Genomic DNA, 24,449 nt, shown 5'->3' on the forward strand with positions numbered 1-24,449 from the left:
CTGCAGGATTTCCATGTCCGACACCCTCGCCCTTTCCGAAGACCTGATCCGCCTGCCCTCTGTCACGCCGGACGATGCCGGCTGCCTGCCGCTGCTGGTCAGCCAGCTGGAACCGCTCGGCTTCGGCTGCGAACGCATCGACAGCGGCCCGGACGATTTCCGCGTCAGCAACTTGTGGGCGCTACGCACCGGCCGGCTGGGCGCTGCCGGCAAGACGCTGGTGCTGGCCGGCCATACCGATGTGGTGCCGACCGGCCCACTGGAGCAGTGGAGCAGCGCGCCGTTCGAGCCGACCCGGCGCGACGGCAAGCTCTATGGCCGTGGTGCCAGCGACATGAAAACCTCGCTCGCCGCCATGGTGGTGGCGGTGCGCGAATTCCTGCAGCAGCAGCCGGACACGCCGCTCAACATCGGCTTTCTGCTCACCAGTGACGAGGAAGGCCCGGCGCACGATGGCACCGTGATCGTCTGCCGCACCCTGCAGCAGCGCGGCACCCGCATCGATTACTGTCTGGTGGGCGAACCCACGGCCGTCAGGCAAACCGGCGACATGATCAAGAATGGCCGCCGTGGCAGCATGAGCGGCCGCCTGACCGTGCACGGCATTCAGGGTCATATCGCCTATCCGCAGCTGGCGCGCAACCCGATCCACCAGGTCGCGCCGGCGCTGGCCGAGCTGGCCGCCATCACCTGGGATGCCGGCAATGCCTTCTTTCCGCCCACCAGCTGGCAGATCAGCAATATCCACGGCGGCACCGGAGCCAGCAACATCATTCCCGGTTCGGTGGTGATCGACTTCAACTTCCGCTTCTGCACCGAATCCACGCCGGAGCGTCTGCAGCAGCGTGTCGAGGCCGTGCTGCAACAGCATGGCCTGGAATACAGCCTGGACTGGAGCATCAGCGGCCTGCCCTTCCTGACCCCGCCCGGCGATCTGGTACAGGCGGCGCAGCAGGCGATCCGCGACGAAACCGGGCTGGAAACCGAGCTGTCCACCAGCGGCGGCACCAGCGATGGCCGCTTCATCGCGCAGATCTGTCCGCAGGTGATCGAGCTCGGCCCGCCCAACGCCAGCATCCACAAGATCGATGAGCACATCGCGCTGCAGGACATCGAGCCGCTCAAGAACATTTACCGCCGCCTGCTGGAAAACCTGTCGGAGGGCATCGACACATGATCGTGCTACAGGATGTGGTGCTGCAGCGCGGCACCAAGGTCTTGCTCGACAAGGCCTCCGTGACCATCAACCCCGGCGAGCGCGTTGGCCTGGTCGGCCGCAACGGCTGCGGCAAGTCCAGCCTGTTCAGCCTGCTGCAGGGACGCCTGCATGAAGATGCCGGCGATGTCACCGTGCCGGCGCATTGGCGCATGGCCGAAGTGGCGCAGAACATGCCCGAAACCGGCGATAGCGCCACCGACTTCGTGCTCGGCGGCGATACCCGGCTGCAGGAAGCCCAGGCCGCCCTGACGCAAGCCGATGCCAGCGGCGACGGCATGGCGATCGCCCACGCGCACAGCTTGCTGGCCGATGCCGGCGCGCACGATGCCCGCGCCCGCGCCCAGGCACTGATCCTGGGACTCGGCTTCCAGATCGACGAACTGGAACGTCCGGTCAACAGCTTCTCCGGCGGCTGGCGCATGCGCCTGCAGCTGGCGCGCGCGCTGATGTGCCCCAGCGACCTGCTGCTGCTGGACGAACCGACCAACCACCTGGACCTGGACGCCCTGGTCTGGCTGGAAAGCTGGCTCAAGCGCTATCCCGGCACGCTGCTGGTGATCAGCCACGACCGAGAATTCCTGGATGCCATCACCCAGGTCACGGTGCATGTGGAACACGCCCAGCTGGCGCGCTACAGTGGCAACTACACCGCCTTCGAGGAGCAGCGTGCGGAACGCATCGTGCTGCAGCAGGCGGCCTACACGCGCCAGCAGGAAAAAATCGCCCATCTGCAGCAGTTCATTGACCGCTTCAAGGCCAAGGCCACCAAGGCCAAGCAGGCCCAGAGCCGCGTCAAGGCGCTGGAACGCATGGAAAAACTGGCTCCGGTTCTCACCAGCGCCGATTTCACCTTCGAGTTCCAGGAGCCGCCGCAACTGCCCAACCCGATGCTGGCGGTACGCGATGCCGCTTTTGGCTACCGTGGTGCGGCCCACATCACACCAGCCGAAGTCGACAGCGAACTGCAGGATTTCAGCACCAGCCAGCAACTGCACCAGCACCAGCTGCACAGCGGCGAGGCCCTGCCTCCCATCACCGGGCAGGACAAGGTGATCCTGCAAGGCATCCACCTGTCGGTACTGGCCGGCCAGCGCATTGGCGTGCTGGGAGCCAACGGCCAGGGCAAGTCCACCTTCGTCAAGACGATTGCCCATGCGCTGCCGCTGCTGGCCGGCCGCATCACCGAAGGCAAGGGCCTGCGCCTGGGCTATTTTGCCCAGCAGGAACTCGACGTGCTGCAGCTCGACGACCACCCGCTCGGTCACATGACCCGGCTGGCGCGCGAGCATCCGGACCTGGCAGCCCAGGCCGGCCGCGAACAGGACTTGCGCAACTTTCTCGGCAGCTTCCAGTTTGCCGGCGACATGGTGCACCAGGCCGTGGGCAGCATGAGCGGCGGCGAAAAGGCGCGCCTGGTACTGGCGATGCTGGTCTGGCAGCGCCCCAACCTGCTGCTGCTGGACGAACCCACCAACCACCTGGATCTGGTCACGCGCGAGGCGCTGGCAATGGCGCTCAACAGCTTCGAAGGCACGGTGATGCTGGTCAGCCACGACCGCGCCCTGCTGCGTGCTGTCTGCGACGATTTCTGGCTGGTTGGCGAAGGCGGCATCCGCCCCTTTGATGGCGACCTGGACGATTACCAACGCTACCTGCAGGAAGTGGCGCGGCAGCGCCGCGAACAGCTGAACGCCGGCAACAGCAGCGCAACGGCCGATGCCGACAGCAAGCCCGCCCTCAGCGGTGCCGAGCAGCGCAAGCTGCAGGCCGCACGCCGCCAACAGTACCTGGAGCAGCGCCGCCCGCTGGCCAAGCGCCAGCAGCAACTCGAAAAAGACATCGACAAGCTGCGCGCCGACAAGGAGCGTCTGGAGGCCGAACTCTGCCAGCCGCTGGAACCGCAGGCGATTGCCGATGCCGGCCGCCAGCTCAAGCAGGTCACGGATGGGCTCGATGAAGCCGAAATGGAATGGCTGGAGGTGTCGGAGCAGCTGGAGGCCCTGGAAGCCGCCCAGCAGGAGACATAAATCACAGTCTGACACGGCTGCAAGCGCTTGTCTGGCACAGGACTGTCAAGATTTACGGTTAGGATGACGCCATTGACAACCAACCAGGGAGTTTTTTCTCATGATGCAAATCATTTCCATCATCATCGTCGGTTTTATCGTCGGCCTGCTGGCCCGCGCCCTGAAGCCGGGCAACGACAGCCTCGGTTTCCTGATGACTACCGTGCTGGGTATTGTGGGTTCTGCCGTGGCCAATTTCCTGGGCTCCATGCTGGGTCTGTACGGCCCGGGTGATGCCGCCGGCTGGATCGCCTCCATCATCGGTGCCATCATCGTGCTGTACCTGTACGGTCTGGTTACCAAGAAGCGCTGATGCCGGGCGCGGCAAGCCGCGCTGCTGGTATATAGTTGCAGGGGCTTCGGCCCCTTTTTTCATGTCACATACCATTCTCATGTTCCGTTCGCCTGCCCGCAGCAGCCTGCTGCTGACCACTCCCGTGCTGGCATTGCTGCTGTCGGCCTGCCAGCCCGGCACCGATGCAGCTGCGCCCCCGGCGTCGGCTGCCAGTGCGCTTGCGGCAACCGCTGCCAGTACGGCCGCTGCAGCCGATGCTCCGCTGATGCAGGGCGTGTTCTTTTGGGGACCGCAGGTCGAGACCTTCTCGCCCTGCAATACCAACCAGACCTTCTGGCTTGATGGCGAACCGGAGCAGCTCGCCCCGCTGGAAGACATGGCGATCGACAAGGCCGACAAGGCCAACGAAGCCTACCAGCCGATCTACGCCGAAATCCGCGCTGTCTCCGCCGGCCAGGCCACCGATGGCTATGCTGTCGAATACGATGGGGTGCTGTCGCTGCAGCAGGTCGTCACGCTGTCGCCCGAAGTGCCCAGCAGCTGCAAGCTGATAGAGCCGCCGCCCCCGCCTTCCGGCCTGGCGGCCAGTGCCGAGGACTGAGCTGCGCCGTTTGTGTCCGGGCCGCCACACGCATCAGCAGTACCCCAAGACAAAACAGGCCACCCGTGACGGGTGGCCTGCTGCCATCAGGGTTTCGGTTTCAGCCCGGCATCAGTCCATGGCTTTCTTCTTGCCATCCACATACTGGTACAGCGTGCTGGGCGCATTCTTCATGTCGCCAGTTTCGTCAAAGCTGATCTTGGAGGTCACGCCAGCGTAATCCGAAGCCGCCAACTGGGCCAGGTAGACCTTGGGATCAGCCGAATTGGCCCGCTTCATGGCATCCACGATCAGCATCGTGGCGTCATAGGTGTAGGGGCTGTAGATCTGGAACTGGCCCGGGAAGGCCTTTTCGTAGCGCTCGCGCCAGGCCAGGCCACCCGGCATCTTGGTCAGCGAGGCACCGCCTTCGGCGCAGACCACGTTCAGCAGCGGCTTGGAGCCACCGGACAGCTTGGCCAGTTCGGTGGTGCAGATGCCGTCACCGCCAAAGTACTTCTGCGTTGTCAGGCCGAGCTGCTCCATCTGGCGCAACATCGGGCCGGCCTGGGCATCCATGCCGCCGTAGAAGATGCCATCCGGGTTCTGGGCCTTGACCGCTGTCAGGATCGCCATGAAGTCGGTCGCCTTGTCATTGGTGAACTGCTGGCTCACCACCTCGATGCCATTCTGCTTGGCCACCGCGGCAAATACCTCGGCCAGGCCCTGGCCATAGGCGGTACGGTCATCGATCACGGCAACGCGCTTCAGGCCGAAAGCCTTGGCCTGGTTGGCCAGCGCCGCGCCCAGCGTGTTGTCGTTGGCGATGATGCGGAAGGTGGTCTTGTAGCCGTTCTTGGTCAGCGCCGGGTTGGTGGCGGCACCCGTGACCATCGGCAGCTCACAGTCGTTGTAGATCTTGGATGCCGGAATGGTGGTGCCGGAGTTCAGGTGACCGACCACGCCGTTGACCTTGGAGTCACACAGCTTTTGCGCCACGGCCGTGCCCTGCTTGGGGTCGGCGGCATCATCTTCCACCACCGCCTCGAAGCGCACCGGCTTGCCGCCAATCGTGACACCCTGCTGATTCAGGTCATCCACGGCCATCAGCACGCCGTTGGCATTGTCCTTGCCGTAGTGGGCCTGGCTGCCCGACATGGGTGCCACGGAGGCCAGCTTGACGACCTGGGCATCAGCCGCAGGCGCTGCTGCAGCATTGCCTCCGCTGGCGGCAGGCGCTGCCGGGGTTTCGGTTTTCTGGCCACAGGCTGCCAGCACGGCACTGGCTGCGAGGACGGCGGCTACGCTCAGACGGAGTTCAAATTGCATGGAGCTCTCCCATTACACAAGGATGGCAGCCGCCGACATCCACGGAATGCAGACTGTCTCGATCTGGCTGTTGAAAAAAATTGTAGCCAGACCCTTTTCCATTTTTCAGCCAGACGTCAAGCTCAAGGGAAAACACCGATTCGCCGCAGGCTGCTGTCCACCCCTGCCTCAGCCGCGCACCTGCACATCGTGGCGCACGATCTGGTAACCCCGGCTGGTGTAGTGCTTCCAGCGCAAACGGGCCTGGGCGCGGTCCTGCTCGTCCAGCGTGACCACCTCGATCAGGCGCGCAAACTGCTCGAAACCGGCCGGCACCTCGGGCAGCAGGCTGACCAGCACATCGTGACGTTCGCACTGGCTGACATCGGACATCAGCCACAGGCGCGCATGGCGCGCTTCGGGCGATTGCGCCTGCTCCGGCTGCGCCAGCAGGCAATGGCCGATGAACTCGGTCGGCGCCAACTGCCACAGCAGATGATCGACCTGCTGCAGTACCTCGGGGGCAGCCACCAGCACCACCGATTCCGAATGCGCCACGGCCTTGCGCAGCAGACGGCTTACATAGCGCAAGCGCTCCGGAATATTGAAATGAAAGGCAACCTCGGTCACGTTCAACCCGCGCGCTTGCCGCTCTTGCTGCGCGGAGCAGCCTTCGCCACCTTGCCGGTCTTCGCTGTCCTGGACGGAGCGGCGACCTTGTCGGCTTGGCTCTGCTGCTGTGCCACGGACGGACCGAAGTCCACCGGCTGCTCTGCCATGTTGAGTGCAAACTGCAGCAGCAGCGGCACCGGACGCCCGGTCGCGCCCTTGGCCGCGCCTTCGTCCCAGGCTGTACCGGCAATGTCCAGGTGCGCCCACGGATAGCGGCCGGTAAAGCGCTCCAGGAACTTGGCGGCAGAAATCGCGCCGGCCAGGCGGCCCGCCACGTTGGCCATATCAGCAAAATTGGACTTCAGGTCCTTGCCATAGACATCATCCATCGGCATGCGCCAGCACAGGTCGGAGCTTTCATCGGCAGCGCGCTGCAGTTCGTGGGCCAGCACATCGTTGGTGCTGAACAGGCCGCTGCGCAGATGGCCCAGTGCCAGCACGCAGTTGCCGGTCAGGGTGGCAATATCCACCACCGCCTGCGGCTGGAATCGCTCGGCATAGGTCAGCGCATCGCACAGGATCAGGCGACCCTCGGCATCGGTGTTCAGGATCTCGATGGTCTGGCCGCTCATGCTTTGCACCACATCGCCCGGCTTGAGCGCACGGCCGCTCGGCATGTTCTCGCAGGTCGGAATCAGGCCTACCACATTGATCTTGGGGCGCAGCAGGCGCAGCGATTCGAACAGGCCCAGCACGCTGGCGGCACCGCCCATGTCGAACTTCATCTCGTCCATGCCGGCCCCCGGCTTGAGCGAGATGCCACCGCTGTCAAAGGTGATGCCCTTGCCGACAAACACCAGCGGGCGCTGGCTGTCATCGGCGCCTTCGTAGCGCAGCACGATGAAGCGTGGTGCTTCATCCGAGCCCTTGGCTACGGACAGGAAAGACCCCATGCCGAGCTTCTCGATCTGCTTCTGCTCCAGCACCTCGCATTCAAGCTGGCCGTGGCCTCCGTCCTTGCGGGCCTGGGCCGCGATATGGCGCGCCACGTCTCCCAGCATGCCCGGCGTGGCATGGTTGCCCGGGCGGTTGGCCCACTCCCTGGCAAGCGTCATGCCGGCCACCAATGCCTTGCCATACGCCAGCGAGCTCTTGCGGGTAGCCGCATTGGGTGCGCCAAGCAGTACCTTCTTCAGGCCGCCCCTGGCGCTGGGCTTGGTCGTGCCATAGACATGGCCGCCGGCCGCAATAGCCGTCATGGCCGCCGTCCACTGGGCGTCTGTGGCGTCCTGGGCAAAGCAGACAGCCAGCTTGAGCGGATCCACCGCCAACTCCTTGACCAGCTTAGCCAGGGCATCCCGGATTCTGGCCGGCGCACCGTCACCGATACCCAGCAGCTCCACCCGCGCCGCCGGGCGCGATTCGGGCAGGTACAGCGACAGGCGCTTGCCGGAATCGGTGCTCCAGTGGCCGGCTGCCAGAGCCCGCTTGACCAGCAGGGACAATCCGGCCTGCAGCGGCTCTCCCAGGTCCAGGCCGTCAGCGGCCAGCAGGATCAGGACATCACCCAGTTCGGCGTCCTGGGTCAGGGGATTGGCAGATGCAAGAGAAAAATTCATCATAATGTCGGTTTGAGTTGAGGCTTTAGCGCAACGCCAATGTTATTCCAAACTTCCATCCGGCGCGAACTGGCCCGCAGTTTCGGGGCCACGCTGTTCGTGCTCCTCATCATCGTGCTCACGATGATGCTGATCCGTGCCCTGCGATATGCCAGCAAGGGTGCCATCGGCCCGTCCGAAGTCGCCCTGATCCTGGGCTTTTCGACGCTGGCCTATTTTCACGTGCTGCTCACGCTCAGCATGTTCATCTGCGTCGTCTCCACGCTGACGCGCATGTACCGCGACAGCGAAATGGCCGTCTGGTTCTCCAGCGGACAGAGCATGTTCAACCTGTTGCGGCCGATTTTCACCTTCTCGCTGCCGATCGTGCTGCTGATCATGGCGCTGTCGCTGTTCGGTTGGCCCTGGGCCAATGCCCAGACCGAGGAATTGCTGAGCCGCTACCAGACACGCGGCGACATCGAGCGCATCGCCCCCGGCCAGTTCCAGGAGTCGTCCGATGGCTCACGCGTGTTGTACGTGGATGATGACCGCAACACCCGTGGCAGCGGCCAGATCGAGAACGCCAGCAAGCTGTTCGTGTTCACGCGCAAGGACGATACCGAAACCGTGATCACCGCACGCAGCGGCAGGATCGAACAGCGCGAGGATGGCGCCTTTGCCGTGCTGAATGACGGCCAGAGCACCGAAATCAACCAGGACCAGACTCTCACCATCAGTCATTTCGGTGAATACGGCATGCGCATCAGCGAACAGCAGGCACAGTCCGGCGGCATCGACCTGAACAACCGTGATGCGTTGCTGCGCGCCAATCCGCGCATGGTCTCCACGCCGGTCCTGTTCGGCATTGACGTACCGCGCTTCCAGGGCGAACTGGGCTGGCGACTGGGCATGGGTCTGGCCGCGCTCAACCTGGTGCTGCTGGCCGTGGCCTCCACCAATCTGAACGTGCGTTCCTCGCGCAGTGGTGGTGTGCTGCTGGCCCTGATGATCTTCGTCATCTATTACAACCTGCTCAACTATGCCAGCGACTACATCAGCATGGACAAGGCCGGCATGCTGCCGACACTGCTGGTGCTGCATGGCGGCGTGTTCCTGTTCGCCCTGCTCTGGCTCTACAAGCGCCAGCAGCAATGGACACTGGGCGGCTGGCTGCGCCGGCGTGGCGCCCGTGCGGAGGTGGCGGCATGAGGGTGTCACAACGCTATATCTACCGCCAGATCCTGCTGGCCGTGCTGTTCGTCTCGATCGGCTTTCTGGCACTGTTCTTCTTTTTTGATACCGTCAGCGAACTGTCCTTTGCCGGCCGCAACAACCACGACTACAGCCCGAGCAGTGCCATGCTCTACGTCGGCCTGCTGCTGCCCAGCCACGCCTACGAGCTGCTGCCCATCACGGTGCTGATCGGCAGCATCTACGTCATGTCCAGCATGGCGCAATCGTCCGAATTCACCATTCTGCGCACCAGCGGCCTGAGTCCGGCACAGGCCTTGCGCACCCTGCTCTGGCTGGGCCTGGGTTTTGCCGTGCTCACCTTCGTGCTGGGCGATTATGTGGCACCGGCCTCGGAGCGCATGGCACAGCAGCAGAAAGCCGCCATCGAGGGCAAGCTCACCACCGGCCGCACCGGCGCCTGGATGAAGGAGCGCCTGGGCGATCACGACCGCATCGTCAACGTGCAGGAGCTGCTGCCAACCGGCGAAATGCGGCAGGTACGCATTTTCGACTTCAATCCGCAGGGTCTGCTGCAGGAAGTGATCCGTGCCGAATCGGCCACCCTCGAAGGGGAGCACTGGCAGCTGCGCCAGGTCGAGCGCAGCACGGTAATCCCGGACAACGAGCGCCAGCAGCTGGACCGCGCCATCCAGGACAGCATGCCACTGGCCACCACCATCCGCCAGGACATGGTGTCTTCCGCGCTGCTGGACCCGGACCGCATGTCCACGCTGGACCTGTATACCTACATCAACCACCTGCAAAGCAACAAGCAGTCGGCGCAGAGCTACCAGATCAAGTTCTGGCACAAGGTGTTCTACCCGTTCAGCTGCCTGGTGATGATGATGTTGGCGCTGCCCTTTGCCTACCTGCATTTCCGCTCCGGCGCGATTTCGTCAGCGGTGTTTGGTGGCGTCATCGTCGGCATCAGCTTCTTCCTGCTGAACAACGTGTTCGGCTATATCGGCAACGTGAACGGCTGGATGCCCTGGCTGGCGGCGCTGACACCCAGCCTGATCTACACCGCGATTTCGCTGGCGGCCTTTGCCTGGCTGGTACGCAACCGATGAGCGCGCAACCCGGCCAGCCGACAGCGGAGCGTTGCGGCGTGATCCTGTTCTGTCATGGTTCGCGTCGCCCCGGCTGGGACGACACGGTGCAGCTGCTGGAACAGCGTCTGCAGCAACGCGATCCCGTACTGCAGGTGCAGCGCGCCTATCTGGAACTGCAGCAGCCCGATCTGGCAGAAGCCGCACGCCGGTTGGTACGACAGCATGGCGTGACCCAGCTGCACGTGATTCCGCTGTTTCTTGGCAACGGCAACCACCTGCTGGAAGATCTGCCCGCCCTGGTGCGCCAGCTGCAGCAGGAGCAGCCGGATTTGCAGTTACACTTGCAGCCTGGCATCGGGCAACGCCACAGCTTTGCCGACTGGCTGACCGCAGAAATCCTGCAGGACATCGGCCAGGCCTGAAGAAATTTTTCGGAAAATGCAGTACCACTTCAAAACATGCATTTTCTGAGCTATAATTTCTGTCTTCGGAGTATAGCGCAGCCTGGTAGCGCGTCTCGTTCGGGACGAGAAGGTCGAAGGTTCGAATCCTTTTACTCCGACCATCCTTGAACCCATTGCTTCCCGGGCAATGGGTTTTTTCTTGCCTGTCCCTATAAGCCAGCCGCCGCTTATAATCCAGGGGAATGAAAGATTCCCACTTCATGCACTCCGCATCATGAACCTGCATCAATTCCGCTTTGTCCAGGAAGCGGTGCGCCGCAACCTCAACCTGACCGAAACAGCCAAGGCACTGCATACCTCGCAGCCAGGTGTTTCCAAGGCCATCATCGAGCTGGAAGAAGAACTGGGCGTGGACATCTTTGCACGCCATGGCAAGCGCCTGAAACAGGTCACCGAACCCGGCCAGCACATTCTGGAAAGCATCCAGGTCATCCTGCGCGAAGTGGCCAACCTCAAGCGCATCGGTGAGGAATTCAGCAGCCAGGACAGCGGTCGCTTCAGCATTGCCGCCACCCACACACAGGCACGCTATGTGCTGCCCTCGCGTGTGGCACGCCTGCGCGGCCTTTACCCCAAGGTGCAGATCAGCCTGCACCAGGGTACGCCTGAGCAGGTGGCCCAGATGCTGCTGGAAGAAACGGCCGAAATCGGTGTCGCCACCGAATCCCTGGCGGACTATCCGGAGCTGGTCACCCTGCCCTGTTATGACTGGCAGCACGTGCTGGTGATTCCCGAGGCGCACCCGCTGGCACAGCAGCAGCGCATCACGCTGGAAATGCTGGCCGAACATCCGCTGATCACCTACCACCCCTCGTTCACCGGCCGGACCCGCATCGACCAGGCCTTTGCCCAGCGTCACCTGACGCCCGACATCGTGCTCGAGGCGATCGATTCCGATGTCATCAGCACCTATGTGCTGCATGGCCTGGGCATCGGCATCGTTGCCGAGATGGCTGTTGCCGATGACAGCAAGCCGGGCCTGGTGTATCACCCCATGGGCCATCTGTTCGGCAGCAACGTGACGCGCGTCGCCTTCAAGCGCGGCATCTATCTGCGCAACTACGTCTACGAATTTGCCGAGCTGCTCAGCGAACGCCTGCCGCGCAAGCTGGTACACAAGGCCATGACGGGCCACTACGAAGATTACGCCCTGTAAGGAACGCCATCATGTCCCGGACTCCGCCCGTGCCCTCCCGCCTGCCGGATAGCGGCACTACCATTTTTTCCGTGATGTCGGCGCTGGCCCAGCAGCACCAGGCGGTGAACCTGGGCCAGGGTTTTCCGGACTTTGGCTGTGATCCGGCACTGCTGGATGGCGTGACCGAAGCGATGCAGCAGGGCCACAACCAGTATCCGCCCATGCCCGGTATTCCGGCGCTGCGCGAGGCGATTGCAGCCAAGATCGCCGCGCTTTACGGTCATGGCTACGATGCACAAACCGAGATCACGGTCACGGCCGGTGCCACCCAGGCACTGCTGACCGCCCTGCTGGCCATCACGCAGCCGGGCGATGAGGTGATCGTGCTGGAGCCCTGCTACGACAGCTATGTTCCGGGTATTCGCATGGCCAATGCGGTGCCGGTAGCGGTCAGCCTGGATCCGCTCAGCCATGCGCCGGACTTTGATCGCATTGCGGCCGCCATCACGCCGCGCACGCGCGCCATCATGATCAACACGCCGCACAATCCGAGCGGCACGGTCTGGTCGGAAGCCGACATGCTGCGCCTGCAGCAGCTGCTGGACGGCACCGACATCATCGTCATCAGCGACGAGGTGTACGAGCACATGGTGTTTGACGGGATGCCGCATGCCAGCGTGTCGCGTTATCCGGCACTGGCAGCGCGCAGCATCGTGGTCAGCAGCTTTGGCAAGACCTTCCACGTCACCGGCTGGAAGGTCGGCCATGTGGCCGCCCCGGCTGCGCTGATGACGGAGTTCCGCAAGATCCACCAGTTCAACGTGTTCACCGTCAACACACCGATGCAGCACGGGCTGGCTCGCTACCTGCAGGATCCGGCACCCTATCTGGGCCTGCCGGCTTTCTACCAGCGCAAGCGTGACCTGTTTGCCAGCGGCCTGCAGCAGACACGCTTCCGGCTGCTGCCCTGCCAGGGCACCTACTTCCAGTGTGTCAGCTATGCCGATATCGCCCTGCCGGAGCGCGATCTGGGGGAAGCCGCCTTCTGTGAATGGCTGACGCGCGACATCGGTGTGGCCGCGATTCCGCTGTCGGCCTTCTACGGCCAGCCGGTCGACAGGCAGACCATCCGCTTCTGTTTTGCCAAACAGGATGCCACGCTACAGCAGGCGCTGGAGCGACTGGCACGCCTCTAGGCGCACATGAAAAAACCCCATCTCCTCGCGGATGATGGGTTCTGGAGGCGGCCAGCAGCCGCCTCAAGCTAGCTTGCCGGCTTAGCGGCTGGCAGCAGTCTGGGCCTTCTTGGCAGCTTCTTCGGCCTTCTTCAGGGCGTCATTGGCGGCTTCCTTGGTGGCGGCAGCAGCGTCCTTGGCAGCGTCGGTCGTTGCAGCAGCAGCGCCCTTGGCAGCGTCCACGGCCTTGTCGACGGCGCTGGCAGCGGATTCGGCAGCAGCAGAGGCCGCATTCACGGTAGCGGAAGCAGCCAGACCGGCGGCGGCAGCAGCCTGGTCCTGGGCCTTTTCGACCTTGGCATCTTCTTTCTTGCCGCAAGCGGCCAGGGACACGGCAGCAGCGATTGCCACAGCCAGCATGGAGCGTTGGAAGTTCATGATCTGTTCCTTGAACTGGATAAAAAAGACCTGCTGACCACGCAGCCCGCAGGGTGACGCTAATTTACTGCATGGACGGATGCTGACACAAGCCTGTCGTGTAAAAAAAGACAGGCCATGTGCAACAGTTGGCAATCAGCGAACCTTGCTGGTCATGAATATCACGGCATTCTTCATTTCCTCGTCGCTGGCGGTGGAGGCGCCACGGGGCGGCATCACGCCGGTCAGCCCGGTATAACCGTCAATGGAGTGCTTGATCAGCACCTGATCGCCCTGCGCCAGACGCGGAGCCCAGGCTTCCTTGTCGCCCAGCTTGGGCGCGCCAGCGATACCGGCATCATGGCAAACAAAGCAGGCGGTCTTGTACAACTTTTCGCCAGCAGCCAGATCCACGTCACCTGCAGCGGCAGGCGCAGCAGCCTTGCCGGCATCGGCAGAAGCGGCGGCAGCAGCCACGGCAGCCGTACCGGCGGCCACAACAGCAGTGCCAGCAGACTGGGCGGCCTGGTCAGCAGCGCTGGCAGCCTGGCTGGCCGTTTCAACTACGGCAGAAGCGGCCTGCGCTGCAGAAGCAGCAGCCTCGGTAGCCTGCTGGGCAGACGTGGTGGCCTCGGAAGCGGCAGTCTGGGCGGCGCTCGGGGCCTCCTGCTTGTCGCCACAAGCTGCCAGTGCAGCGGCTGTCACCAGGGTCAGAATGCCAAAAGTACGTTGCATCATGCGGGTTACCTCCTAGTATTGGGAATCTTTTTTCAAGTATACATGGCCGTCACCATGCGCCCAAATCAAGCGATTACCCATGTTTGCTTCAAGACAAATGTTTCTCAATGAATCAGTTGCATCCATATCTTTTCCAGCCGCTTGACGCTGACCGGCTGTGGCGTGCGTAATTCCTGTGCAAAGAAGCTGACCCGCAACTCCTCCAGCAGCCAGCGAAACTCCAGCATGCGGCTGTCCTGCTGCCCCTTGCGTTCGGCCAGCAGGCGCCAGTAGCGCTGCTCCAGCGGTTTCAGCTCGGCCAGCTTCTGCGCATCGCGGGCACTGTCGCTGCGCAGCTTGTCCAGCCGCAGCGTGATCGCCTTGAGGTAGCGCGGCATGAACTGGAGTTGGGTCCAGGGGGTATCGGCCAGAAAACGCGGGCCGACCAGTTTCTGCAGCTGCTGCGTGATGTCGGCTGTTGCCTCGGGCTGGTTGCGCGTGTCTTTCAGCTTGCGGCGTGCGGCATCGAACTCGGCCAGCACAATCGCCGCCTGACGCGCCACTTCCTGGGCAATCAGGCTGAGCCGGCTCTTGCCCTCTTCCACCCGCTGGCGGAAGCTGTCGGCATCGGCGGGCAAGGGCTCCAGCAGAAAGGCGCGATCGATCGCCAGATCCAGAATCTGCTGGCGCAGCTCATCAGCCGTGCCCAGCTGCATGTAGGCCGTGGCCATCTTCTGGAAGTCCGGCAGGTTCTTCTGCAGATACTTGAGGGTATCGCGCACCTGCAGGGCAAACAGACGGCGCAGGCCCAGGCGATGACGTGTCTGTGCCCGTTCGGGCTCATCAAACAGCTCAATCGTCACGGCATCGCCGACATCGATCAGGGCCGGAAAACCGATCAGGGTCTGGCGGCCACGCCGCAGCTCCATGATTTCCGGCAGTTCGCCAAAGCTCCAGTCGGTGTAGCGCTGGTCTTCGTCCAGTGTGCTGTTCGTGGCAGCAGCCTGGGGGGTGGCCTTGCCAGCCGGCGCGGCAGCGGCTGCCACAGCAGCGCTGGCCTCCGGCTCTTCCTTGCGCACGGCGGTTTTCAGCACCGCCAGCGCCTGGAAGGCACCACGCGCCTGGCTACCCAGCTCGGCCTTGAGGGCCCCGAGGTTACGGCCCATGCCGAGTTGGCGGCCATGCTCATCCACCACGCGGAAGTTCATGAACAGGTGCATCGGCACCATGTCGAGCTTGAAATCGGCCAGCTTCACGTCCAGCCCGGTATGCTCGCGCGCGCACTGCAGCAGCACATCGGCCAGACTGCCCTTGCCAAAGCCCGGCTCCTGCTGGATCTGTTCGGCCAGCTTGCGCGCACTGTCAGGCAGGGGCACAAAGCGGCTGCGCGGACGTTGCGGCAGGCTCTTGAGCAGGGCCTGGATCTTGTCTTTCAGCATGCCGGGGACCAGCCACTGGGCACGCTCTTCGTCGACCTGGTTCAGGGCAAACAGCGGGATTTCCACCGTGACGCCATCGCGTGCATCGCCGGGCTGGTGCAGATAGCTGGCCCGGCAATCGACGCCACCGAGTCGGATGGTGCGCGGGAACTGGTCGGTAGTGATGCCGGCGGCTTCGTGCCGCATCAGCTCATCCTTGCTGATCTGCAGCAGCTTAGGCTGCTGGCGGCTGGCTTCGCGGAACCATTTTTCCAGCTGATGCGCGTTGCAGACTTCACGCGGAATCTGGGCATCGTAAAAGGCATAGATCAGCTCGTCATCCACCAGCACGTCCTGGCGACGCGACTTGTGCTCCAGATCCTCGACCTGACGCACCATCTTGCGGTTGGCGGCCAGAAACGGCAGCTTGCTCTCCCAATCGTCCTCGACCAGCGCCTGGCGGATGAAGATGTCGCGTGCGTGTTCGGGATCGAGCTTGTCGTAATCGACGCGGCGGTTGTTGTAGAGCACGATGCCGTACAGCGTGGCACGTTCCAGCGCCACCACCTTGCCGGCCTTTTTTTCCCAGTGCGGGTCCAGCAGCTGGCGGCGCAGCAGGTGCGCGCCGACTTCTTCCAGCCACTGCGGCTCTATGGTTGCCATGGTGCGGCCGTAGAGACGGCCGGTTTCCATCAGCTCGGCACACACCACCCAGCGGCCCGGGCGCTTGCGCAGGCGCGCGCCGGGATGGCGGAAGAACTTGATGCCGCGTGCGCCCAGGAACCAGTCTTCCTCGTCATTCTTGCAGCCAACGTTGCCCAGCAGGCCGGCCAGCATGCTCTTGTGCAGCTGCTCGTAACTGGCTGGCTGCGGCTTCGGTTTCCAGCCCTGCTCGGCCGCCACGGTCAGCAGCTGGCTATGGGTGTCGCGCCATTCGCGCACGCGGCGCACGTTGATGAAGTTCTGGCGCAGCAGGCTCTCGTACTGGCGATTGCTGAGCTTGTGCACTGGCTGGATCGCTGCTGATTCTTCGGCAGCCGGCTGTGACTTGCCCTGGCTGCGCTGCGCCACCGGCAGCACCGCTTGCGACGTCGGCTTGCGGCCGGCCTCACGTTGCTGGCTGCGCGCCGAGCCCAGCGCGGAATGGCCGCCGCGCACATCGTGCAACCACTGCCACAACTTGAGCGTGCTGACGAATTCGCTGCGCTCGTCATCAAACTTGGCGTGTTGCTGGTCGGCCTGGGCCTGCTGTTCCAGCGGCCGGTCACGCACATCCTGCACGCTGAGTGCCGAGGCAATCACCAGTGCCTCGTTGAGCGCGCCGCGTTCTTGTGCCTCCAGCAGGATGCGGCCCACGCGCGGGTCCAGCGGCAGGCGAGCCAGCGCCTGGCCTGTGCGTGTCAGCTGCTTGTCGTCATCGACCGCGCCCAACTCGTTAAGCAGCTGGTAGCCATCGCTGATCGCCTTGGGGCGCGGCGCTTCCAGAAACGGGAAATGCTCCACCTCGCCCAGATGCAGCGACTGCATGCGCAGGATCACGCCGGCCAGCGAAGAGCGCAGGATTTCCGGATCGGTAAACGGCTGGCGACCGGCAAAATCCTTCTCGTCATACAGGCGGATGCAGATGCCGTTGGCAACCCGGCCGCAACGGCCGGCACGCTGGTTGGCTGCCGCCTGGCTGACCGGCTCCACCAACAGCTGCTCTACCTTGTTGCGATAGCTGTAGCGCTTGACGCGCGCGGTACCGGAATCGATCACGTAGCGGATGCCTGGCACCGTCAGCGAAGTTTCTGCCACGTTGGTGGCCAGCACGATGCGGCGGCCCTTGTGGTTGTCGAACACGCGGTCCTGCTCGGCCTGGCTCAGGCGCGCAAACAGCGGCAGCACCTCGGTGCTGCGCAACACCGGGCTGTGGCTCAGGTGCTTGCGCAGATGATCGGCGGCTTCACGGATCTCGCGTTCGCCGGGCAGGAACACCAGGATGTCGCCGCTGTCCTGCGGGCTGCGCCACAGCTCGTCCACGGCATCGGCAATCGCCGTATTCAGATCGGTATCGCGCGTCTCTTCAAACGGACGATAGCGGATTTCCACCGGAAACAGCCGGCCCGATACCATCAGCACCGGTGCCGGTCCGTTCGCCGAGGCAAAGTGCTTCGCAAAGCGGTCGGCATCGATCGTGGCCGAGGTGACAATCAGCTTCAGGTCGGGCCGGCGCGGCAGGATTTCCTTCAGGTAGCCGAGCAGAAAGTCGATATTCAGACTGCGCTCGTGCGCCTCGTCAATGATCAGCGTATCGTAGGCCTTGAGCAGCGGATCGCTCTGCGTTTCGGCCAGCAGAATGCCGTCCGTCATCAGCTTGACCGAAGCGCCTTTTTGCAACCGGTCGGCAAAACGCACCTTGTAGCCCACCACCTCGCCCAGCGGCGTCTGCAATTCTTCGGCGATGCGCTTGGCCACGCTGCTGGCGGCAATCCGGCGTGGCTGCGTGTGGCCGATCAGGCGCGGCCGCTGGCCCGGCTGGGCGTTGCAGGCACCGCGCCCGAGCGCCAGCGCGATCTTGGGCAGCTGCGTGGTCTTGCCGGAGCCGGTTTCGCCACAAACAATGATCACCTGGTGGCGTTGCAGCGCCGCCATGATCTCGTCGCGACGGCCTGAAACCGGCAGCGATTCCGGAAACTGGATACGCAAGGGGGATTTATCTGACAAGGAGTGTCCTGATCTGAAGCAAAGTATCGGAAAATGCGGGATTATCCCAGCATTGCCGGCGGGCGTCACTTGGCGCGCCTGCCGCCATCCCCATATCGTTCCATGTCCAGCGTTTTCAATTTCACCTTTGTCCCCTGGTTCCGTTCGGTAGCGCCGTACATCCACATGCACCGCAACAAGACGCTGGTGCTGGGCGTGCCCGGCGAAGCCATTGCTGCCGGCAAGTTGCCCAGCATCGTGCAGGATCTGGCCCTGATCAAGAGCATGGGCGTGCACATCGTGATGGTGCACGGCTTTCGTCCGCAGGTGAACGAACAGCTGCGCGCCAAGGGCCAGGAGCCGCGCTATTACAAGGGCCTGCGCATCACCGACGAGGTGGCGCTGGACTGTGCGCTCGAGGCGGCCGGCCAGCTGCGCTACGAGGTCGAGGCCGCCTTCAGCCAGGGCCTGCCCAATACCCCCATGGCCGGTGCCACGGTGCGCGTGATTTCCGGCAACTTCCTCACCGCCCGTCCGGTGGGCATCGTGGACGGCGTGGACTACCTGCACTCCGGCCAGGTGCGCAAGATCGATGCCAGCGCGATCCAGTCCATGCTGGACCAGAACGCGCTGGTGCTGCTGTCGCCGCTGGGTTTCTCGCCCACCGGTGAAGCCTTCAACCTGACCATGGAAGACGTCGCCACCGAGGTGGCCAGTGAGCTGCATGCCGACAAGCTGCTGTTCCTGACCGAAAACGGCGGCATCCGCCAGCGCCCCTTCGATCCGCCCGGTGAAGACAACCCGATCGATACCGAATTGCCGCTGGCCTATGCCGAAGATCTGATGGCCCAGCTGCCACCGCCCGAAAAGCACACCGACAAGGGCTTCTACCTGCGCCACTGCATCAAGGCCTGCAAGAATGGCGTGGAACGCAGCCATATCGTGCCCTACAAGGTTGATGGCTCGATCCTGCTCGAAATCTACACCCACGACGGTATCGGCAGCATGGTGGTAGACGAAAAGCTGGAAAGCCTGCGCGAAGCCACCATCGAGGACGTGGGCGGCATCCTGCAGCTGATCGAGCCCTTCGAGCAGGACGGCACCCTGGTCAAGCGCCAGCGCCACGAAATCGAGCGCGATGCCCATCTCTACACCATCATCGAGCACGATGGCGTGATCTTCGGCTGTGCCGCCCTCTATCCCTACCCTGAAAATGGCACCGCCGAAATGGCCTCCGTCACGGTCAGCCCGCAGGTGCAGGGCCAGGGCGATGGCGACAAGCTGCTGCGCCGCATCGAGCAGCGCGCCCGTGCCCAGGGCCTGAAGAGCATCTTTGTGCTCACCACGCGCACCATGCACTGGTTCATCAAGCGCGGTTTCCAGGTTGTCGATCCCAACTGGCTGCCTGAAGCACGCAAGCGCAAGTACAACTGGGACCGAAGAAGCCAGGTTTTAGTGAAAAAATTGTGATGACGTGTAAATCCGTGCCATTTAAAATGCTCCTTTGGGTTTAAACAACATCAAGAAGGAGCCGCTGATGGCCACACGCCGCACCCCCGCCCCCGAAAAACCCCGCCTCGCCCGATCGGGTGACGTGATTCTCGGCAAAACATCGCCCGAGAACATTCCCAAGGTTGCCGCACGTGACGCCGAGCTGTCCGCGCTGACGCGTCGTGAAGTGGCCATCGAGCAAATCCTGGAAAAGGCCGAAGACAAGGTCGAGGCCATGAAGACCCTCATGAGCCGCGCCTCCAAGGACGAACTGGATGCGTTGCGCCTGATGCTGGCCACGCCCACGCATGTCGCACAGCGTGGCACCGGCGATGACGAACTGGCGCCCAACTGGCGCAAGGGCGGGTATCCCTACAAGAACCTGATGAGCCGCAAGAGCTACGAGAAGCAGAAATACACGCTTCAGGTAGAGCTGCTCAAGCTGCAGGCCTGGGTCAAGGAAACCGGGGCCCGCGTGATGATTGTTTTCGAGGGCCGTGACGCTGCCGGCAAGGGCGGCACCATCCGCCGCTTCATGGAACACCTGAACCCGCGCGGTGCACGCGTGGTCGCCCTGGAAAAGCCGACCGAGGAAGAAAAGGGCCAGTGGTATTTCCAGCGCTACGTCAAGCATATGCCCACGCATGGCGAGATCGTGCTGTTTGACCGTTCCTGGTACAACCGTGCCGGCGTGGAGCGCGTGATGGGCTTCTGCACCGATGACGAATACCGCGAATTCATGCTGCAAGCACCGCTTTTCGAGCGCATGCTGACACGCAGCGGCATCTACCTGATCAAGTTCTGGTTCTCGGTCAGCCGCGATGAACAGCGCCGCCGCTTCAAAGAGCGTGAACTGCACCCGCTGAAGCAATGGAAGCTGTCCCCGATCGACAAGGCCAGCCTGGACAAGTGGGACGACTACACCCGCGCCAAGGAAGCCATGTTCTTCGAAACCGATACCGTGGACGCCCCCTGGACCGTGATCAAGTCGGACGACAAGAAGCGCGCCCGCCTGAATGCCATGCGCTACGTGCTGAGCCGCGTCCCCTGCGACAACAAGGATACCGAGAGCATCGGCACGCTGGACAGCCTGCTGGTCGGCCGTGCCAACAGCATCTACGAGCACGGTGAACACCCGATGGGCGAATTCCGCCACGCGTTCGACCTGATGAGCCGCAAGTAATCCGGCTCCAGCACGGCTGCGACCGATACCAGGGCTGATCATCGATCAGCCCTTTTTCGTGGTGGCTGCGATCAGGGTTTGCGGCCGAACAGCACCATCTGGAAGAAGCGCAGCAGCTCCTGGTCCAGGGCGGCCTTGATGCCCTTGAAGTCTGCCGGACGCGGTTCGGGCACATGTTGCGCCTCGGCACGGTGCAGCGCCTCGGCACGGCGTACGGCATCGGCCTCTTCCGAGTGCACCGCGTGATCGGCCAGCACGTGCACATAGCCGGGCCCGACTTCGGCCAGGCCACCGACGACATATAGCGCAGCAGGTTCGGCATCTGCGCTTGTGCGGTAGCTCAGCATGCCGGCATCCAGCGTGGTCAGCACCGGCACATGCCCGGGCAGCACGCCCATGCCACCGGCCGACCCCGGCAGATTGACCTCGTACACCACCCCGCTGAAGATCAGCCCGCTGACGGTACCGACTTCCAGGTGCAGGTGGTCAGGCAGCGCATGGCGGCCGTGGTGGGTAGGGGATTCAGCGTTCATCGATGGCTGCCGCTCCGGCCACGATCTCGATCAGCTCGCGCGTGATCGCTTCCTGTCGGGCCTTGTGGTATTCCAGGGTCAATTCTTCCACGCGCTGATCGGCGTTTTCCGAGGCCGATTTCATGGCCGTCATGCGCGCAGCCTGTTCGCAGGCAGCGTTTTCGGCCACCGCCTGGTAAATAATGGTTTCAACGTAGCGCAGCAGCAGCGCATCCACTGCTTCCTGCTCGCCGGGTTCATAGATGTAATCTACCGGATGATGCCCTGGATGGTGGTGCAATGGCAGCTGCAGGTGCTCCGGCACGCCTGCCAGCGCATGGCCCAGCGGCAGAAAGCGCGACAGCAGCGGCTGATAGTTGAGCACGTTGACGAAGCGGTTGGTAGCAACATACAACTCGTCGATCTCGCCACGCAGGAACTGCATGATGGGTACCGACATTGTGCCCAGCAGCTCTTCCGAAGGCTGGAATTCGCTGCCCGCGGGCACATGCGCCACCACCCTGCTGCCGCAACGCTTCAGCGTGGCCAGACCGCGCAGGCCGACAATCGTCAGACTGCACTCCTGCCCTGCCTGCTGCCAACGCTCCAGCTGCTGCACGACTTCCTGCAGCAGCCGCGTGTTGAGCGGGCCGCACATGCCGCGGTCAGTGGTAACCACGATCAGGCCCACGCGTTTCACCGGATCGCGACGCGCCATCAGGGCTGGCTGGTAATCACCGTCCACATGCACAAAGCGCGCCATCATCTTGCGCAGGATGCGGCCATAGGGACGGATGCTCTCGGCACGCTTGCGCGCCTGCGCCAGTCGTGCAAACGCCATGCGTTCCATGGCGCGCGTGATCTTGCGTGTCTTGCTGATGTTGGAGATCTGCGCGCGTATCTCGCGCGTCTGGGCCATGCGGCTCAGCGACGGCGCAGCGCCGTGCGGAACCAGCCCAGACAGACCAGCACGATGGCAGCGAAGCCGACAAAAGACCAGTTGGCAATCGTGCCACCCAGGAAGGTCCAGTCGATCGCCGTGCAATCACCGCTGCCGGCAAAGATGCGCGGCAGCGCCTGGCTCAGCGGCAGCTGCTCGATCATGCCGTAAAAGTCACGCCCGCAGCTGTAGAACTCGGGCGGATACCATTGCAGCCAGGACTGGCGTGCCGCCGTAAAGGCACCGAACAGCGCCACCGGCAGGATTAGGCCCATTGCCGCCAGCGCCGTGCGGCAGCCCCCTGCCACCGCACCCAGCAAGGCCAGGATCAGCACCACAATATAGGCATAGCGCTGCACGATGCACATTGGGCAGGGTGTCAGGCCCAGGCCGTACTGCAGGTACATGCCGAAGCTCAGCATGCCCAAAATCACGGCCGCCATCCACAACAGGGTACGGCGCGGGGTAGAGAAGAACAGGTTGATGAGACTGGTCATGTTGGCGATTTCCAGGACAGGCCGCATGAGACGGCAGGATGCCGCGGCAGACTGGATATTATTCCTGAAATGCACCTTTTTGCGCAGTGCAGCATGAAGCCCGTGCAGGAAAAGCGGCCATCTTGTCAGCAAGGGCCCGGAGAGATTCGAATTCTCCGGTTAACCAATTGAATTCATTATGATTTTTCGGGGTGACTTTCGATCTTTGCCCCCACTTGTTCCCCTATACCGCTTTGTTCCCCCACTTTTTTGTAACAGGGGCCCGAAAACGCGGGAAATTGACGCCATTTTAAGACGCTTTGGGGGAACATGGCGCCATCACTTTGATGCACCTTCAGCTTGGTTCTTCACGGCCTCAACCACTTCCGGAGCGGCCTTTGCCTGAACGGTCTTGGCTTGCTTGATGGTGTTGACGTGTACGCCGGAGATTGCGGCCAGCTCGGCAGTGGACTTTGAGGGTGGACATTCAGTGTCCACCCTGCCCTCATGTTGGTTTGAGCCAACTGGCTTCCACGCGCACGCGGGAAGAAGCTTATCACTTGAAGCCGTTTCAAGTGACGAACGCCCTCGCCCACGCGCACGCGGGAAGAAGCCCTTTCGGATTTCAAATCCAAGTGGGCCGAACGATCACCCCACCACCTTGCACAGCAGCTCCAGCGTCCGGCCAGCGCTGTGACGGTCGATCACGGCCGTGATGTTCATCTGCTTGCCCTTGTGCGTCAGCCGGTCAGCAGGCGTGATGCCAGGCCGGTAGCGCATGATGATGCGCACATCACCGATAGCCGTCACCGCGTCAGCAGCAATCACCTCCCGACCCGTCAGCGGCAGCACAGCGGCCCAGAACGTCCCCACCGTCTCCCAGCCCTCCGTCCAGGCTCCGGATGCGTCCTTGTACTCCCCGAAGCGCTCCAGCGTCACGCGCTGGTCAAGTTCTCCGGCCCTCATAGCGCCATCACTCGATAGGGTTGCAGCAGACGCTCAAAAGTCCGGTTGCCGTGCAACGGGCGGTCTGTCTGCCCCTCGCGGTTCTCGTACAGATCACCCACACGCAGCAGGATGGCAGCGCGTACAGGCGCAGGCATGGCGCTGGGTAGCTCGATGCCCAGATAATCGGCCACAGACGCTTCTGCGGCGTCCATGTAGGCGTGCAGCAGGCTATCTTCGTCGCTCGTCTCGATGCGCAGGTGCTGCTTGACTTCGATCAGTGTCAGCATGTCAGTTCCTCATGAATGGATGAATAGGTGCCGGTCGCGGGCGTCCGACGCATCCCACCGGCTGACGGGGTTTTCTTCCAGCGCGGCACTGTCCGTCTGATCCGCGTCCGGGATACGCCTTGCGGCACCCCCCGGCAGGGTTACACAAAATAGATGCCGGTAAAGGCTTCTTCCTCGGCCATGCTCGTCGCCAGGCCCATCGCCATGGCAAGCGCCTGCATACCGTCGATGCGGCCTGTCTGACGGCTCTTGTCCAGCTTCCTGTTTCCGGCAGGATCGCGCACGGTCGTTGCGTTTGCCGCGCACATCGTCAATACCGGGTGCATACCGTGCGCTATGCGCTCGTTCAGCAGCTCGGCTTCCAAAGCGTCCAGCGCGGGCGACATGCTGGCGTAGCCTTGTCCCCATGGGGTCAAAGGCACATCAGCGCCGATCCTGTCCAGTTCCTTTTGCAGCACGTCGATGCGCCAGCGGTCGAATGCGATCCCTTGCACGTTGCAGGTGCTGCATATCTCGGCCAGCTCGCGGGCGATCGCCTCGTAATCGATCGTTCTGCCGGGTGTCGTATGCAACTGACCCTCTCTGACCCACACGTCATAGGGCGCACGGTCACGCCTTGCACGCTCTGCCAC

At 63.1% G+C, this 24,449-nt stretch carries 23 protein-coding genes and 1 tRNA gene; 12 read left to right on the forward strand and 12 right to left on the reverse strand.

The annotated features are described in order from the left end of the window. Positions 1 to 13: 13 nt before the first annotated feature. The 4 genes from dapE (at position 14) to C513_RS0110700 (ending at position 4,181) form a co-directional block, all read left to right on the forward strand. Positions 14 to 1,177 (forward strand): succinyl-diaminopimelate desuccinylase, encoded by a 1,164-nt coding sequence (gene dapE / locus C513_RS0110685; protein ID WP_018716006.1) that lies wholly within the window; start codon positions 14 to 16, stop codon positions 1,175 to 1,177. Then, complete coding sequence (gene abc-f / locus C513_RS0110690; protein ID WP_018716007.1) at positions 1,174 to 3,246, forward strand: ribosomal protection-like ABC-F family protein; 2,073 nt, start codon at positions 1,174 to 1,176, stop codon at positions 3,244 to 3,246. Before dapE ends, abc-f begins: the two co-directional genes overlap by 4 nt. Before the next feature lie 103 nt (positions 3,247 to 3,349). After that, on the forward strand, positions 3,350 to 3,598 hold the full coding sequence (locus C513_RS0110695; protein ID WP_026320767.1) for a GlsB/YeaQ/YmgE family stress response membrane protein: 249 nt from the start codon (positions 3,350 to 3,352) through the stop codon (positions 3,596 to 3,598). Between the two features lie 61 nt (positions 3,599 to 3,659). Further along, a complete protein-coding gene (locus C513_RS0110700; RefSeq protein WP_018716009.1) occupies positions 3,660 to 4,181 on the forward strand; it encodes a hypothetical protein in 522 nt (173 codons plus the stop codon). Between the two features lie 111 nt (positions 4,182 to 4,292). Here C513_RS0110700 and C513_RS0110705 read toward each other — a convergent pair whose 3' ends face one another. From C513_RS0110705 to C513_RS0110720, 3 genes are all read right to left on the reverse strand, one after another. Next, positions 4,293 to 5,489 carry a branched-chain amino acid ABC transporter substrate-binding protein gene (locus C513_RS0110705; protein ID WP_018716010.1) on the reverse strand — a complete coding sequence of 399 codons (1,197 nt, stop codon included), beginning with the start codon at positions 5,487 to 5,489 and terminating at the stop codon, positions 4,293 to 4,295. A gap of 168 nt (positions 5,490 to 5,657) precedes the next feature. Continuing rightward, a complete protein-coding gene (locus C513_RS0110715; RefSeq protein WP_026320768.1) occupies positions 5,658 to 6,098 on the reverse strand; it encodes a DNA polymerase III subunit chi in 441 nt (146 codons plus the stop codon). A 2-nt stretch (positions 6,099 to 6,100) separates the two neighbouring features. Continuing rightward, a complete protein-coding gene (locus C513_RS0110720; RefSeq protein ID WP_033395062.1) occupies positions 6,101 to 7,699 on the reverse strand; it encodes a leucyl aminopeptidase in 1,599 nt (532 codons plus the stop codon). 39 nt (positions 7,700 to 7,738) lie between these two features. Here C513_RS0110720 and lptF point away from each other — a divergent pair, with 39 nt between their 5' ends. The 6 genes from lptF (at position 7,739) to C513_RS0110750 (ending at position 12,764) form a co-directional block, all read left to right on the forward strand. After that, positions 7,739 to 8,890 carry an LPS export ABC transporter permease LptF gene (gene lptF, locus C513_RS0110725; RefSeq protein WP_018716014.1) on the forward strand — a complete coding sequence of 384 codons (1,152 nt, stop codon included), beginning with the start codon at positions 7,739 to 7,741 and terminating at the stop codon, positions 8,888 to 8,890. Then, a complete protein-coding gene (lptG, locus tag C513_RS0110730; protein ID WP_018716015.1) occupies positions 8,887 to 9,984 on the forward strand; it encodes an LPS export ABC transporter permease LptG in 1,098 nt (365 codons plus the stop codon). The genes lptF and lptG overlap by 4 nt, the downstream gene beginning before the upstream one ends. Then, positions 9,981 to 10,388: a sirohydrochlorin chelatase gene (locus tag C513_RS13290; protein ID WP_018716016.1), complete on the forward strand. Its 408-nt coding sequence runs from the start codon at positions 9,981 to 9,983 to the stop codon at positions 10,386 to 10,388. Before lptG ends, C513_RS13290 begins: the two co-directional genes overlap by 4 nt. Before the next feature lie 66 nt (positions 10,389 to 10,454). Continuing rightward, positions 10,455 to 10,531, forward strand: a tRNA-Pro gene (locus C513_RS0110740). A gap of 113 nt (positions 10,532 to 10,644) precedes the next feature. Further along, a complete protein-coding gene (locus C513_RS0110745) occupies positions 10,645 to 11,586 on the forward strand; it encodes a CysB family HTH-type transcriptional regulator (RefSeq protein WP_018716017.1) in 942 nt (313 codons plus the stop codon). 11 nt (positions 11,587 to 11,597) lie between these two features. Beyond that, positions 11,598 to 12,764: a pyridoxal phosphate-dependent aminotransferase gene (locus C513_RS0110750; protein WP_033395058.1), complete on the forward strand. Its 1,167-nt coding sequence runs from the start codon at positions 11,598 to 11,600 to the stop codon at positions 12,762 to 12,764. A gap of 81 nt (positions 12,765 to 12,845) precedes the next feature. Here the strand turns inward: C513_RS0110750 and C513_RS0110755 are convergent, their stop codons facing one another. From C513_RS0110755 to hrpA, 3 genes are all read right to left on the reverse strand, one after another. Further along, a complete protein-coding gene (locus C513_RS0110755) occupies positions 12,846 to 13,181 on the reverse strand; it encodes a hypothetical protein (protein WP_018716019.1) in 336 nt (111 codons plus the stop codon). 135 nt (positions 13,182 to 13,316) lie between these two features. Then, positions 13,317 to 13,898, reverse strand: coding sequence for a c-type cytochrome (locus C513_RS13295; protein WP_018716020.1), 582 nt, complete (start codon positions 13,896 to 13,898; stop codon positions 13,317 to 13,319). Positions 13,899 to 14,002: 104 nt separating this feature from the next. Beyond that, positions 14,003 to 18,001, reverse strand: a complete 3,999-nt coding sequence (gene hrpA, locus C513_RS0110765) for an ATP-dependent RNA helicase HrpA (RefSeq protein ID WP_033395059.1) — start codon at positions 17,999 to 18,001, stop codon at positions 14,003 to 14,005. A gap of 102 nt (positions 18,002 to 18,103) precedes the next feature. Here hrpA and argA point away from each other — a divergent pair, with 102 nt between their 5' ends. Together argA and ppk2 are read left to right on the forward strand one after the other, a co-directional pair. After that, a complete protein-coding gene (argA, locus tag C513_RS0110770; protein ID WP_018716022.1) occupies positions 18,104 to 19,450 on the forward strand; it encodes an amino-acid N-acetyltransferase in 1,347 nt (448 codons plus the stop codon). Positions 19,451 to 19,517: 67 nt separating this feature from the next. After that, positions 19,518 to 20,654 (forward strand): polyphosphate kinase 2, encoded by a 1,137-nt coding sequence (ppk2, locus tag C513_RS13300; protein WP_018716023.1) that lies wholly within the window; start codon positions 19,518 to 19,520, stop codon positions 20,652 to 20,654. A 71-nt stretch (positions 20,655 to 20,725) separates the two neighbouring features. On the opposite strand, the gene atpC is transcribed toward ppk2, so the two are convergent. From atpC to C513_RS0110805, 6 genes are all read right to left on the reverse strand, one after another. After that, a complete protein-coding gene (gene atpC / locus C513_RS13305) occupies positions 20,726 to 21,187 on the reverse strand; it encodes an ATP synthase F1 subunit epsilon (protein ID WP_018716024.1) in 462 nt (153 codons plus the stop codon). After that, a complete protein-coding gene (atpG, locus tag C513_RS0110785; protein ID WP_018716025.1) occupies positions 21,177 to 22,085 on the reverse strand; it encodes an ATP synthase F1 subunit gamma in 909 nt (302 codons plus the stop codon). The genes atpC and atpG overlap by 11 nt, the downstream gene beginning before the upstream one ends. A 5-nt stretch (positions 22,086 to 22,090) precedes the next feature. Then, a complete protein-coding gene (locus tag C513_RS0110790) occupies positions 22,091 to 22,603 on the reverse strand; it encodes a disulfide bond formation protein B (protein WP_026320769.1) in 513 nt (170 codons plus the stop codon). 627 nt (positions 22,604 to 23,230) lie between these two features. Then, positions 23,231 to 23,548, reverse strand: a complete 318-nt coding sequence (locus tag C513_RS0110795; protein WP_018716027.1) for a phage head closure protein — start codon at positions 23,546 to 23,548, stop codon at positions 23,231 to 23,233. Further along, a complete protein-coding gene (locus tag C513_RS0110800) occupies positions 23,545 to 23,817 on the reverse strand; it encodes a head-tail connector protein (RefSeq protein ID WP_018716028.1) in 273 nt (90 codons plus the stop codon). Before C513_RS0110800 ends, C513_RS0110795 begins: the two co-directional genes overlap by 4 nt. 140 nt (positions 23,818 to 23,957) lie before the next feature. Continuing rightward, a partial coding sequence (locus C513_RS0110805) for a terminase TerL endonuclease subunit (protein WP_026320770.1) occupies positions 23,958 to 24,449 on the reverse strand: 492 nt, incomplete at its 5' end.

It is taken from the genome of Allobrachymonas chironomi DSM 19884, assembly GCF_000374625.1.
Classification (GTDB): Bacteria; Pseudomonadota; Gammaproteobacteria; order Burkholderiales; family Burkholderiaceae_C; genus Brachymonas; species Brachymonas chironomi.

Coding starts and splice junctions, on each gene's coding strand:
- C513_RS13295 (WP_018716020.1), bottom strand. CDS start 13,898: ATGATGCAACGTACTTTTGGCATTCTGACCCTGGTGACAGCCGCTGCA.
- C513_RS0110750 (WP_033395058.1), top strand. CDS start 11,598: ATGTCCCGGACTCCGCCCGTGCCCTCCCGCCTGCCGGATAGCGGCACT.
- atpC (WP_018716024.1), bottom strand. CDS start 21,187: ATGAACGCTGAATCCCCTACCCACCACGGCCGCCATGCGCTGCCTGAC.
- C513_RS0110695 (WP_026320767.1), top strand. CDS start 3,350: ATGCAAATCATTTCCATCATCATCGTCGGTTTTATCGTCGGCCTGCTG.
- C513_RS13290 (WP_018716016.1), top strand. CDS start 9,981: ATGAGCGCGCAACCCGGCCAGCCGACAGCGGAGCGTTGCGGCGTGATC.
- lptF (WP_018716014.1), top strand. CDS start 7,739: ATGTTATTCCAAACTTCCATCCGGCGCGAACTGGCCCGCAGTTTCGGG.
- dapE (WP_018716006.1), top strand. CDS start 14: ATGTCCGACACCCTCGCCCTTTCCGAAGACCTGATCCGCCTGCCCTCT.
- ppk2 (WP_018716023.1), top strand. CDS start 19,518: ATGGCCACACGCCGCACCCCCGCCCCCGAAAAACCCCGCCTCGCCCGA.
- argA (WP_018716022.1), top strand. CDS start 18,104: ATGTCCAGCGTTTTCAATTTCACCTTTGTCCCCTGGTTCCGTTCGGTA.
- C513_RS0110745 (WP_018716017.1), top strand. CDS start 10,645: ATGAACCTGCATCAATTCCGCTTTGTCCAGGAAGCGGTGCGCCGCAAC.
- C513_RS0110800 (WP_018716028.1), bottom strand. CDS start 23,817: ATGCTGACACTGATCGAAGTCAAGCAGCACCTGCGCATCGAGACGAGC.
- C513_RS0110795 (WP_018716027.1), bottom strand. CDS start 23,548: ATGAGGGCCGGAGAACTTGACCAGCGCGTGACGCTGGAGCGCTTCGGG.
- C513_RS0110700 (WP_018716009.1), top strand. CDS start 3,660: ATGTCACATACCATTCTCATGTTCCGTTCGCCTGCCCGCAGCAGCCTG.
- C513_RS0110705 (WP_018716010.1), bottom strand. CDS start 5,489: ATGCAATTTGAACTCCGTCTGAGCGTAGCCGCCGTCCTCGCAGCCAGT.
- abc-f (WP_018716007.1), top strand. CDS start 1,174: ATGATCGTGCTACAGGATGTGGTGCTGCAGCGCGGCACCAAGGTCTTG.
- C513_RS0110790 (WP_026320769.1), bottom strand. CDS start 22,603: ATGACCAGTCTCATCAACCTGTTCTTCTCTACCCCGCGCCGTACCCTG.
- lptG (WP_018716015.1), top strand. CDS start 8,887: ATGAGGGTGTCACAACGCTATATCTACCGCCAGATCCTGCTGGCCGTG.
- C513_RS0110720 (WP_033395062.1), bottom strand. CDS start 7,699: ATGAATTTTTCTCTTGCATCTGCCAATCCCCTGACCCAGGACGCCGAA.
- C513_RS0110755 (WP_018716019.1), bottom strand. CDS start 13,181: ATGAACTTCCAACGCTCCATGCTGGCTGTGGCAATCGCTGCTGCCGTG.
- atpG (WP_018716025.1), bottom strand. CDS start 22,085: ATGGCCCAGACGCGCGAGATACGCGCGCAGATCTCCAACATCAGCAAG.